Genomic DNA, 11,969 nt, shown 5'->3' on the forward strand with positions numbered 1-11,969 from the left:
GAGAACATGGAAACAATTTTACATAATGATCCGCTTATGGCAGCTGTAATTTCATGGTTTTTAGCACAATTAACGAAAGTAGTCTTTAAATTAGTTAAAACAGGTGAATTTGATTTTGCAAAGTTTTTTGCTTCAGGTGGGATGCCAAGTTCTCATGCTTCAACAGTTACAGCGCTTGCTACAGGAGTTGGAGTAGTGGAAGGTGTGGAAAGCTCGATGTTTGCGGTTGCTACTATTTTTGCCATTATTGTTATGTATGATGCTTCAGGAGTAAGGCTTGCAGTAAGTAAACAAGCAAAAATATTGAATGACTTTTTTCACGGTAGAGAAACAGAATATAAGAAGTTAAATGAACTTGTTGGGCATACACCGTATGAGGTAGTAGTCGGTGCTTTATTAGGAATTATTGTCGGAGTAGGGTATTGTTTATGAGCAGAACATTTTATATGTTCTGCTTTTCTTTGTTTTTATACATATTCAGCTACCTTTTTGAATATCGTTATACGGATTTCGAAAGGGTGGGTGAGTAACTTGTTATTATATGAAAAAGTGCATGAAGAAATAGCGAGAAGAACAACTGCACTTCAAACAATGCAACGGCAAGATGGTACGTGGCGGTTTTGTTTTGAAGGAGCTCCATTAACAGATTGCCATATGATTTTTTTATTAAAATTATTAGGTAGAGATAAAGAGATAGAACCGTTTGTGAAAAGATTAGCATCACTTCAAACAAATGAAGGAACATGGAAATTGTATGAAGATGAGGTGGGAGGTAATTTATCAGCTACCATTCAATCTTATGCCGCCTTACTTGCATCGGAAAAATATACAAAAGAAGATGCGAATATGAAGCGAGCGGAAATGTTTATAAATGAGCGCGGTGGGGTAGCACGTGCTCATTTTATGACGAAGTTTTTATTAGCGATTCATGGAGAATATGAATATCCTTCTCTTTTTCATTTGCCAACACCAATTATGTTTCTGCAGAATGATTCCCCTCTCAGTATATTTGAATTGAGTAGCTCAGCACGTATTCATTTAATTCCAATGATGTTGTGTTTAAATAAAAGGTTTCGAGTAGGGAAAAAGTTATTGCCAAATTTAAATCACATTGCAGGCGGGGGCGGAGAATGGTTTCGAGAGGATCGGTCTCCAGTTTTTCAAACGTTAGTAAGTGACGTGAAGAAAATTATAACGTATCCACTTTCTTTGCATCATAAAGGATATGAGGAAGTAGAACGTTTTATGAAAGAGCGTATTGATGAAAATGGAACATTATATAGCTACGCAACTGCCTCGTTTTATATGATTTATGCTTTACTTGCATTAGGACATTCTATTCAATCACCAATTATTAAGAAGGCTATAATGGGAATTACATCTTATATATGGAAGATGGAGAGAGGAACCCATTTGCAAAACTCTCCATCAACTATATGGGATACAGCTTTACTCAGTTATGCTTTGCAAGAAGCTCAAGTTCCGAAAGCAAGTAAAGTGATTCACAATGCATCAGCATATTTACTAAGAAAACAGCAAACGAAGAAAGTAGATTGGAGTGTACATGCACCGGATCTCTTCCCGGGTGGTTGGGGCTTTTCGGATGTGAATACGACGATTCCAGATATTGATGATACAACTGCTGTGTTAAGAGCATTGGCGCGAAGTAGAGGGAACGAAAATGTAGATAATGCTTGGAAGCGAGCGGTTAATTGGGTTAAAGGATTGCAAAATAATGATGGTGGTTGGGGAGCTTTTGAAAAAGGGGTAACGAGCCGTATATTAGCAAATTTACCAATCGAAAATGCAAGTGATATGATTACAGATCCTTCTACACCAGATATTACAGGGAGAGTGCTAGAGTTTTTCGGGACGTATGCACAAAACGAATTGCCTGAGAAACAAAAACAAAGTGCGATAAATTGGTTAATGAATGCACAAGAGGAAAATGGGTCGTGGTATGGGAAATGGGGAATTTGTTATATATATGGTACGTGGGCAGTGTTGACTGGTTTACGGTCACTAGGAATACCATCTAGCGATCCATCATTGAAACGAGCAGCTTTATGGCTTGAACATATACAGCATGAAGATGGTGGCTGGGGAGAATCTTGCCACAGTAGTGTGGAGAAAAGGTTCGTTACTTTACCATTTAGTACACCATCCCAAACAGCATGGGCTTTAGATGCCCTCATTTCTTACTATGATAAAGAAGCGCCAGTTATTCGAAAAGGTATTTCATATTTGCTCTCCAACCCTTATATAAATGAAAAATATCCTACTGGAACAGGTTTACCAGGTGGGTTTTATATTCGTTATCATAGTTATGCTCATATATATCCGTTGCTTACTTTGGCTCATTATGCAAAAAAATATAGAAAATAAACCGAGAGATGTCTCTCGGTTTATTTTGTTGGGTAGTAGGTCCCTTTTGAAAAGAATAAGGTTGTGATGTACCTTATTTTTCGGTTGATTGGCGCTTTTGACGTGCATCAGCGGCATTTGCACGTGCGTTTGCTTCTAAGTCATTGTGGTCAGCGAGTTCGCGAGAGAACTCAACATCAATGCCATCAGTTGCTTTGCTTTGTTTGAAATTTTTTTTGTTCATTCGACACAATCTCCTTGCACTTTATCCCGCATAACGGGTAGTAAAACTCCCACCTTAAAACTCAGATGGAACAAAGAAGCTAGGTGGGAGATTAACTGTCCGTAAATGCCCGATTGGTGAGGGCTGATAATCAGTGGGGGATGAACAAACTTCCCACTGATTAAAGTTTCACTTTATGCGACGTTGCAAAGTTAGTTTGACACAAATAGACTTTTTTATACAAAGAGGAATTGAAAAGCAAAAAGCCGAAATATACAGTATAAGTAATAGAAATGGGGGATAGGAATGGAGTTTTTAAATGGGAAAACAGCTGTTGTAACAGGAGCTGCACAGGGAATTGGAAAAGAGATTGCAAGGGTTTATGCAAAACTAGGGGCGAAAGTATTAATTAGCGATGTAAATGAAGAGAATCTACAAAAAACGACACGTGAGTTATCAGATGAAGGATATGAAGTGTGCTCATATCGATGTGATGTGAGTAATCAAAATGAAGCGAAGTCGTTAATTGAATATGCGGTTCAAAAATTCGGTACATTACATATTTTGGTGAATAACGCCGGAATTACAAGAGACGCAATGTTACATAAAATGGAGAAGTCTGCTTGGGAACAAGTATTACAAGTGAACTTAACTGGTGTTTTTTATTGTATGCAACCAGCGCTTCTTTACATGAGACAACAAGGGTATGGACGCATTATTAATATATCTTCAATTAGTAGAGAAGGAAACATAGGTCAAGCAAATTATGCGGCTACAAAGGCAGGAGTTGTCGGTTTAACGAAAACAGCAGCGAAAGAAGTTGGAAGCTTCGGTATTACTTGTAATGCGATTTGTCCGGGTTTTATGGATACAGATATGACAAAAACGATACCAGATAAAGTGAAAGAAAAGATGGTTGGTGCTATTCCAGTTGGTAGAATTGGAACGCCAGAAGATATTGCGAACGCAGCAGCTTTTTTAGCATCAGAATACGCATCTTATATTACAGGTGAAGTATTAAATGTGAGCGGAGGACTGCAAGTTTAAAGGAATACATAATGAAAAGAACCTGACCGGATAGGTCAGGTTCTTTCTCATTAATTTAAGTTAAGCCAAACGCTCTTTACTTCTGTATAGTTATTTAATGCATAAGATCCCATTTCACGGCCAAGACCAGATTGTTTAAATCCTCCAAATGGAGATGCTGCATCAAACACGTTATAACAGTTTACCCACACTGTACCTGCACGTACTTTACTTGCAACATAGTGTGCTGTTTTAACATTTTCTGTCCACACACCAGCCGCTAAGCCGAATTGTGATTTATTTGCACGTTCAATTACTTCATCAATATCGTTAAATGGTATTGCAGAAATAACTGGACCGAAAATTTCTTCTTTTGCGATCGTCATTTCATCATTTACGTCAGCGAATACTGTAGGAGAAACGAAGTAGCCTTGATCGAATGGATTACTTCCTCCGCAAAGTACTTCAGCGCCTTCTTCAATCCCTTTTTCAATGTAGCCCATTACACGTTTTTGTTGTTCTTCAGAAACGAGAGGACCAATTGTTGTTTCAGGGTTAAGACCGACACCTTGATTTAGTTTTTTAGAATAGAGGACGAGATCAGCCATAACATTATCATACATTTTCTTCGGAACAAATAAGCGTGATCCAGCAGAGCATACTTGTCCTTGGTTAAACATAACACCAGAAAGTGCACCAGGAATCGCGCGAGATAAATCAGCATCCGGCAAGATGATATTTGGTGATTTACCGCCTAACTCAAGTGTAACGCGTTTTAATGATTCGGATGCTTGTCGCATAATTTGTTTACCGACAGGAGTAGAACCGGTAAATGCAATTTTATCAACGAGTGGATGATTAACGAGAGCTTGTCCAGCTGATTCACCGAATCCAGGTACGATATTAATAACACCTTTCGGGAATCCAGCTTCTTCAATTAATTCAGCTAAGTATAAAGCAGATAGTGGAGTTTGTTCTGCAGGTTTTAAAACGATTGTACATCCTGTAGCAAGCGCTGCTCCCATTTTCCACATTGCCATAAGAAGCGGGAAGTTCCAAGGAATAATTTGACCAACGACACCAACAGCTTCATGGCGTGTATAGTTAAAGTAATCACCGGAAACAGGAATTGTTTGACCAACGATTTTCGTAGCCCAGCCAGCGTAATAGCGCATATGCTCAATTGCAAGTGGGATGTCTGCTGCCATTGTTTCACGGATTGGCTTTCCGTTATCTAATGTTTCGAGCTGTGCAAGCTCTTCTTTATGTTCTTCCATTAAATCAGCTAACTTGTACATGAGACGGCTTCGCTCAGCAGTGCTCATACGAGACCAAGGACCTTCGTCAAAAGCCATACGAGCTGCGACTACAGCTTTATGAATATCTTCGCGACCAGCTTCAGAAACGACGGCAAGTGTTTCGCCAGTTGCTGGGTTAGGTGTTTTAAATGTTTTACCGGAAGCGCTTTCAATGAAAGATCCATTCACATATAACTTTTTTGTACCTTGAAGAAACTTCTCTACCTTTTCATGAAGATTTACAGCTAGTTGACTCATTGTATAACCCCCTTGAAAATATAATGTAAACGCAGTACGAGACGGCGCTTATTCCGAAATCAAGGATGTGGAAACTAGATGGAAAGCCTCTAATTAAAATCATAATTAAGAAATACTGAAAATTCAAATTTCATTTGTATTACAATTGTAAAAAATATGTAATGTAAGAGAATCTTCTATATGATTATAAAAAAATCCTGCTTGTTTTTGCTTTCTAGTAGGAAAAACTAGAAGAACAATGGTACAATAATACATCGTGAGAGGAGGGGTAAAAATGAAAGATTATCATGATGATCCACGCTTTCGAATAGCCCATAGAGAAGCGTTAATTGGTCTTGGACTTGCTATTATTAATTTTATAATTTGGTACGGATTTGCTTATGGGCTTGGTAGTAAAAATCCGAATGAATATACATATGTATTAGGTTTTCCCGCATGGTTTTTTTATAGCTGTATCGTTGGATTTATCGTTATGGTTATTTTACTTAGTTTAGTTGTTCGTTTTGTATTTCAAGATATTTCACTCGATGAGGAAGAAAAAAGTGAGGAATAATAGATGAATTGGTATGTAATCATTCCAATGATAATTTCGTTTATCGTTGTATTTTTAATTGGTGTATATGCTTCAAGACGCGTGCAAGCAACTGCTCATAATAAATTTTTGCAAGAATATTTTCTTGGTGGGCGTGAGCTAGGCGGTTTATTATTAGCGATGACAATGATTGCTACGTACGGTAGTGCAAGTAGCTTTATTGGTGGCCCTGGTATTGCTTACAATATGGGTCTTGGATGGGTACTGTTATCTGCGATTCAAGTTGTAACAGGGTATATCGTTTTAACGGTTATCGGTAAAAAGTTTGCAATTATCGCTAGGAAGATGGAAGCAATTACTCTTATCGATTATTTAAAAGGGAGATACAATAATAAAGCAGTTGTTATACTTTCTGCGTTATGTATTATTATCTTTTTATTTTCAGCGACAGTAGCCCAGTGGGTCGGTGGTGGACGATTAATCGAGTCACTAACGGGGCTATCGTATACAACAGCACTATTTTTATTTACTTTTTCTGTACTTGTGTACGTATTAATTGGTGGATTTCGTGCAGTTGCTCTATCAGATACATTATTAGGAATCATTATGTTAGTTGGAACAACAATCATTTTAATTGCTACTGTCATTGCTGGTGGTGGAATTGAAAAGATTATGCAGGAACTTGTTCAAATTAATCCAAAGTTAATTACACCATTCGGAGCAGATGGCAGTTTAACGAAATCATATGTTACATCATTTTGGATTTTAATTGGAATTGGCGTTGTTGGTTTGCCGCAAATTAGCGTGCGTGCCATGTCTTATAAAAATTCAAAAGCGATGCATCAAGCGTTAATAATTGGGACGATTGTTGTAGGTACAATTATGATCGGTATGCATTTAACGGGTGTATTTGCAAGAGTAGTACTTCCAGGTATAACGGTACCAGATAAAGTAATGCCGCTACTTGCGATGGAAGTGTTGCCACCTTGGTTAGCTGGAGTTTTCTTAGCTGCACCGATGGCAGCGATTATGTCTACAGTAAATTCTTTATTATTACTTGTAAGCTCGTCAATTATTAAAGATATATACGTAAATTACATAAATAAAGATGCAGCAGACAGTACGATAAAAAAAGGAAGTTTGTGGATTACTGGTATTGTAGGACTACTCGTTTATGCAGCGGCAATTAAACCACCAGATTTTTTAATATGGCTAAATTTATTTTCTTTCGGTGGATTAGAAGCTGCATTCATTTGGCCAATCGTATTAGGGTTATATTGGAGGAAAGGAAATGCTACAGGAGCGCTTGCGTCTATTTTAGTTGGGGTAGGCTCATATATGTGTATTCATCTTTTCTATCCAAATCCGTTCGGTATACATACAGTTGTCTTCCCGATTTGTTTTGCGTTTATCGCTTACATCATTGGAAGTATGAGTGCTGTAAAAAAAACAGTATAGGTTAGCTGAAGAACGTAGTCCTTATAAGACTGCGTTTTTTTGTGTGAATTTGTTCATTTTTTATTCTGTATATCCACGGTTATTCATAAATTAATAACAACTGAGGGGATGGAGTTGAGGTCGATGAAAAAAGTATTATTTTTAGGAGACCCAGGAATTGATGACTCTTTAGCAATTATGTATGGATTGTTGCATCCTGATATTGATATTGTTGGTGTAGTTACAGGATATGGAAATGTAACGCAAGAAAAGGCGACAAGTAATGCGGCATATTTATTACAGTTAGCAGGTAGGGAAGATATACCTGTTATTAATGGTGCGAAAATCCCTTTATCTGGAGATATTACAACGTATTATCCAGAAATTCATGGGGCGGAAGGTTTAGGACCAATTCGACCACCGAAAAATCTTTCTCCAAATATAAAGCCTTTTTGTGAGTTTTTTGACATTCTTGAAAAATATAAAGGAGAATTAATAATAGTCGATGCTGGTAGATCAACAACATTAGCGACAGCATTTATTTTAGAAAAGCCAATGATGAAGTATGTAAAAGAATATTATATAATGGGGGGTGCTTTCTTAATGCCAGGCAATGTTACACCAGTCGCAGAGGCGAATTTTCATGGTGATCCGATTGCGTCGCAATTAGTCATGCAAAATGCCAAGAATGTGACACTGGTGCCGCTCAATGTTACATCTGAAGCTATTATTACGCCAGAAATGGTAAAGTATATTACGAAACATTCTAAAACAAGTTTTAATAAATTAATTGAACCGATTTTTACGTATTATTATAAAGCTTATAGAAAATTAAATCCGAAAATAAAAGGAAGTCCAGTACATGACGTCGTTACAATGATGGTTGCCGCAAATCCTTCAATATTGGATTATGTGTATCGCCGTGTCGATGTAGATACAGTGGGAATAGCAAAAGGAGAAAGTATTGCAGATTTCCGTCCTCAACCTGATGCAAAAGCATTAAAAAATTGGGTGCGAATTGGTTGGTCATTACATTATAAAAAATTCCTTGAGGATTTTGTGAAAATCATGACGTAGACATAATAGGAGTATACAAGTTAAAATAATGGAGATGGTTATTTAAATAACCATCTCCATTATTTTGTTTTTTAAAGATAGAGAGAAGAGTTACACAATAGGAGAGGAATTTTACTTGAAAAAAACTATAGTATGCGCAGTGGTTGTGGGTATTTTCGTTTTGCTAATATCGGGTAACTTTTTAGTGAAAAAAGTGTGGAGTTCAAATAATGATGATGCACAGTATATTGCATCTTTTATTGAAGAACATAAAGATGAAAAAAATAGTGCGCTTCTAGTAAAGAGAAATGATAAAGTTGTTTATTCTGTAAACCCAAATGTTGTATTGCCAGTTGCTAGTACGATGAAATTAATTGTGGCGCTTGAATATACGAAACAAGTTACTGAAGGGAAAATTGATTCTTCTAGTTTCGTGTCGATTAATGATGTGAATCGTTATTATGTGCCGAATACAGATGGTGGTGCACAAGATAGATGGCAAAAGTATTTGGAGAAGACGGGCAAGATAACTGAAGGAGCGGTTTCTTTAGAAGAAGTGGCAAAAGGAATGGTTAAGTTTAGTTCGAATGCAAATGCTGAATACTTAATGGAATTGTTAGGATTAGATAACATCAATCGAAATTTACAAAGTTTATCACTTCCTGCACATCAACCACTATTTCCAATCGTTTCATCTTTGTATATCCCGGGATATTTGCATAAAGAATTACATGTTCCAAAATATAAAATAGAGAAAAAGTTAAAAGAAATGTCTCAAAAGCAATATCGTGAATATGCGATGATTATTCATGAACGCTTAAAGAAGAAGGGACCATTATTACAGAAGGAAATTCCGCTTTATTTAGAGGAACGTTACGACAAAATTTGGTCAGATAGATTACCAGCAGCTTCTGCAAATGATTATATGGTATTACTTCAAAAGGCAAACCATAAAGGTGGCTTGACAGAGGCTGAAGAAAAAGTGTGGGCAAATATCGTTGAAACAGACATGAGTGCCAAGAAATACCGTAAAACATTCAGACATGCGGGGCAAAAGAATGGTTACACACCATGGACGGTTACAAAAGCAGTTTATGCTATGGATAAACGTGGAAACTGTACAGAAATTGTGTTTTTGGCGAATAATTTAAATGAAGACGATAGTGCAGAAATACGGAAGCATTTAGCAAACTTGCATTTCCAAGTGTTGCAAAGTGATAAGTATGATGCGACTTTTATTAAATAAACTCGGTGCAGAGAGCACCGAGTTTATTTTTATGTACAAGCACTTTTTTTCTATCTCTGGGTATGATGGGTAGTAATACTTAGGTGAGAGGGGAAAAGGTGATGAAACAAAGTAAAGAAGAGTTTATAAAGAGTGAAGGCGCTGATTTCCCTGGGAAAACATATGTGGATTGTGTATTACAACATGTATTTAAATTTCAACGAAATTACTTATTGAAAGATATGTTTCAAGTGCATAAAGCACATATTACGATGCTGACGGAAGAAAATTTAATGAAAAAGGAAGAAGCTAAAGTTATATTACACGCATTAAAAAAGGTAGAGGGAATTCCAGAAGAGCAATTGCTCTATACAGAGCAGCATGAAGATCTCTTTTTTTTAGTCGAACATTTAATTTCTCAAGAAGCGAAATGCGATTTTGTAAGTAATATGCATATTGGTAGAAGTAGAAATGATATGGGCGTAACGATGTATCGCATGAGTTTAAGGCGATATGTATTACGATTAATAGAACATCATTTGTTATTGCAAGAAAGTGTACTGCAACTTGCTGCTGATCATAAGGAAACGATCATGCCAGCTTATACACATACACAACCAGCACAGCCAACAACATTTGGTCATTATACGTTAGCAATTTATGATACGATGCAAAGAGATTTAGAACGAATGAAAAAAACGTACCAGCTTTTAAATCAGTCTCCAATGGGGGCGGCTGCACTCTCTACAACAAGTTTCCCGATTAAACGAGAACGAGTTGCTCATCTACTTGGATTTACAAATGTAATTGAGAACTCATATGATGCTGTTGCTGGAGCGGATTATTTATTAGAAGTTAGCTCGCTACTTATGGTAATGATGACGAATACGAGTAGATGGATTCATGACTTTTTGTTGTTAGCAACGAAAGAATATGACGGTATTACTGTTGCAAAGTCATATGTACAAATCAGTAGTATTATGCCGCAAAAACGAAACCCGGTTTCAATTGAACATGCTCGTGCAATTACGAGTAGTGCTTTAGGAGAAGCATTTACAGTATTTCAAATGATTCATAATACACCATTTGGTGATATTGTCGATACGGAAGATGACTTGCAGCCATATTTATATAAAGGGATTGAAAAGGCAATTCGTGTTTTTTGTATGATGAATGCAGTGATCCGAACGATGAAAGTAGAAGAAGAAACGTTAAAAAGTCGTTCCTATAAACATGCAATAACGATAACGGATTTCGCCGATGTTTTAACAAAAAACTATGAAATTCCATTTCGGCATGCTCATCATGCAGCAAGTGCTATTGCAAATATGTCATTGGAGCAGAAAAAAGAACTACATGAATTACACTTCAAAGAGGTAAATATGTACTTGCAAGAACATTTTAAAATAAATTTATTAGAAAAAGAATGGAAAGAAATTATATCGCCAGAAGCTTTTATTCAAAAAAGAAATGTATACGGTGGACCGAGTAAAAAAGAGATGGAGCGCATGATCAAAAATCGAAAAGAGTCATTTCAAAAAGAAGAAGATGTATTTGAAAAGGAAAAACAGAGAATTTTACAAGCTGAAAATACTTTGAATACATTAGCTTTGAATATTATTGAATCGTAAAAGAGGGATTTGATGAATTAATCGCCAATATTTAATTAAAATATAAATAGAGAGAAGAGATTGTCGATGATTCAATTACATGTATATGAAGAGATTCTTCATTTTAAAGAAGATGTTACACTATTTCTAGAAAAGAATGAGCAGGAAAACAATCTCATATTAGGTGTATTACAAATGGTCCAAGAACCGATATTTATGGGGATAGCGAAACAAGGAGAAGAAATTGCGGTTGTATTTTTGCAAACAGAAGAGAAGAAACAAATCATTGTTGCAACTTCTGAAATTGCGGGAGTAACTATTGAGGAACTTGCAAAAGAATTAACGAAAGTATATCCGGATATTCCTGGATTGATCGGTAATAAGAAAATTGTACAGAAATTAGCGGAAGAGATTGCCGTATTAGAAAATAAAAAAACGAATGTTGCAATGGAGCAAGGTGTGTATGAGCTGAACAGAGTAAAGAAGAAGTGTAATGCGAATGGACTTTTCCGAGCGGTAAATAATGATGAATTACCATTAATAGAACAGTGGATATATCAATTTTGTGAAGACGTAAAGCTTCCTACTACGAAAGAAGAAGCAAAACAAACTGCGTATACATTAATAACTACAAATCGACTGTTTGGTTTGGAAGTAGATGGGAAACTCGTTTCTGTAGCTGCAAAAACGAGACCAACTAAAAATAATATAACAGTCAATTTCGTATATACGCCGAAAGAAGCAAGGAAAAAAGGGTATGCATCTCATTGTGTAGCAGCACTTAGTCAACGTATGTTAGATGAAGGCTATCAGACGACTACGTTATATACTGATCTAGCGAATCCGACATCTAATAAAATTTATCAAGAAATTGGTTATGAACAAATTGCGGAATCTGTGCTCATATTTTTAGAGAAGTAAAACAAAAAGGCGTGCTATT

11 protein-coding genes are annotated in these 11,969 nt (G+C 36.4%); 9 read left to right on the forward strand and 2 right to left on the reverse strand.

Features of this window, described 5'->3' with window-relative positions; all coding sequences use genetic code 11:
- The first annotated feature begins 6 nt into the window (after window positions 1-6).
- Both HMPREF1014_RS06640 and HMPREF1014_RS06645 read left to right on the forward strand, forming a co-directional pair.
- Window positions 7-432 carry a divergent PAP2 family protein gene (locus tag HMPREF1014_RS06640; RefSeq protein ID WP_000447820.1) on the forward strand — a complete coding sequence of 142 codons (426 nt, stop codon included), beginning with the start codon at window positions 7-9 and terminating at the stop codon, window positions 430-432.
- A 99-nt stretch (window positions 433-531) separates the two neighbouring features.
- On the forward strand, window positions 532-2,385 hold the full coding sequence (locus tag HMPREF1014_RS06645) for a terpene cyclase/mutase family protein (protein ID WP_000928153.1): 1,854 nt from the start codon (window positions 532-534) through the stop codon (window positions 2,383-2,385).
- A 73-nt stretch (window positions 2,386-2,458) separates the two neighbouring features.
- Here the strand turns inward: HMPREF1014_RS06645 and HMPREF1014_RS06650 are convergent, their stop codons facing one another.
- Window positions 2,459-2,608 carry a YfhD family protein gene (locus HMPREF1014_RS06650; RefSeq protein ID WP_001035815.1) on the reverse strand — a complete coding sequence of 50 codons (150 nt, stop codon included), beginning with the start codon at window positions 2,606-2,608 and terminating at the stop codon, window positions 2,459-2,461.
- A gap of 285 nt (window positions 2,609-2,893) precedes the next feature.
- Between HMPREF1014_RS06650 and fabG the strand changes: the two genes are divergently transcribed.
- Entirely contained in the window at window positions 2,894-3,634 is a 741-nt protein-coding gene (gene fabG, locus HMPREF1014_RS06655) for a 3-oxoacyl-ACP reductase FabG (RefSeq protein ID WP_000395038.1), read from the forward strand.
- Between the two features lie 50 nt (window positions 3,635-3,684).
- Here the strand turns inward: fabG and dhaS are convergent, their stop codons facing one another.
- Entirely contained in the window at window positions 3,685-5,169 is a 1,485-nt protein-coding gene (gene dhaS, locus HMPREF1014_RS06660) for an aldehyde dehydrogenase DhaS (RefSeq protein WP_000080279.1), read from the reverse strand.
- Between the two features lie 274 nt (window positions 5,170-5,443).
- Between dhaS and HMPREF1014_RS06665 the strand changes: the two genes are divergently transcribed.
- From HMPREF1014_RS06665 to HMPREF1014_RS06690, 6 genes are all read left to right on the forward strand, one after another.
- The gene (locus HMPREF1014_RS06665) at window positions 5,444-5,722 is read left to right on the forward strand and encodes a YhdT family protein (protein WP_000656239.1); all 279 of its coding nucleotides are present in this window, start codon (window positions 5,444-5,446) and stop codon (window positions 5,720-5,722) included.
- Between the two features lie 3 nt (window positions 5,723-5,725).
- Entirely contained in the window at window positions 5,726-7,159 is a 1,434-nt protein-coding gene (gene panF / locus HMPREF1014_RS06670) for a sodium/pantothenate symporter (protein ID WP_001104815.1), read from the forward strand.
- A 108-nt stretch (window positions 7,160-7,267) separates the two neighbouring features.
- Complete coding sequence (locus HMPREF1014_RS06675) at window positions 7,268-8,215, forward strand: nucleoside hydrolase (RefSeq protein ID WP_080451403.1); 948 nt, start codon at window positions 7,268-7,270, stop codon at window positions 8,213-8,215.
- 115 nt (window positions 8,216-8,330) lie between these two features.
- Window positions 8,331-9,440, forward strand: a complete 1,110-nt coding sequence (locus HMPREF1014_RS06680; protein ID WP_000751376.1) for a serine hydrolase — start codon at window positions 8,331-8,333, stop codon at window positions 9,438-9,440.
- Window positions 9,441-9,541: 101 nt separating this feature from the next.
- Entirely contained in the window at window positions 9,542-11,050 is a 1,509-nt protein-coding gene (gene argH, locus HMPREF1014_RS06685; RefSeq protein ID WP_000813990.1) for an argininosuccinate lyase, read from the forward strand.
- A 66-nt stretch (window positions 11,051-11,116) separates the two neighbouring features.
- Entirely contained in the window at window positions 11,117-11,950 is an 834-nt protein-coding gene (locus tag HMPREF1014_RS06690; RefSeq protein WP_000615386.1) for a GNAT family N-acetyltransferase, read from the forward strand.
- The last annotated feature ends 19 nt before the right edge of the window (window positions 11,951-11,969 follow it).

Origin of the sequence: Bacillus sp. 7_6_55CFAA_CT2 (assembly GCF_000238655.1) — a bacterium.
GTDB classification, from domain to species: domain Bacteria; phylum Bacillota; class Bacilli; order Bacillales; family Bacillaceae_G; genus Bacillus_A; species Bacillus_A cereus.

Bases quoted from the DNA above. Each gene is read 5' to 3' on its own strand.
- HMPREF1014_RS06640 (WP_000447820.1), top strand. From the start codon at position 7: ATGGAAACAATTTTACATAATGATCCGCTTATGGCAGCTGTAATTTCA.
- dhaS (WP_000080279.1), bottom strand. From the start codon at position 5,169: ATGAGTCAACTAGCTGTAAATCTTCATGAAAAGGTAGAGAAGTTTCTT.
- HMPREF1014_RS06650 (WP_001035815.1), bottom strand. From the start codon at position 2,608: ATGAACAAAAAAAATTTCAAACAAAGCAAAGCAACTGATGGCATTGAT.
- HMPREF1014_RS06665 (WP_000656239.1), top strand. From the start codon at position 5,444: ATGAAAGATTATCATGATGATCCACGCTTTCGAATAGCCCATAGAGAA.
- panF (WP_001104815.1), top strand. From the start codon at position 5,726: ATGAATTGGTATGTAATCATTCCAATGATAATTTCGTTTATCGTTGTA.
- HMPREF1014_RS06690 (WP_000615386.1), top strand. From the start codon at position 11,117: ATGATTCAATTACATGTATATGAAGAGATTCTTCATTTTAAAGAAGAT.
- argH (WP_000813990.1), top strand. From the start codon at position 9,542: ATGAAACAAAGTAAAGAAGAGTTTATAAAGAGTGAAGGCGCTGATTTC.
- HMPREF1014_RS06675 (WP_080451403.1), top strand. From the start codon at position 7,268: ATGGAGTTGAGGTCGATGAAAAAAGTATTATTTTTAGGAGACCCAGGA.
- fabG (WP_000395038.1), top strand. From the start codon at position 2,894: ATGGAGTTTTTAAATGGGAAAACAGCTGTTGTAACAGGAGCTGCACAG.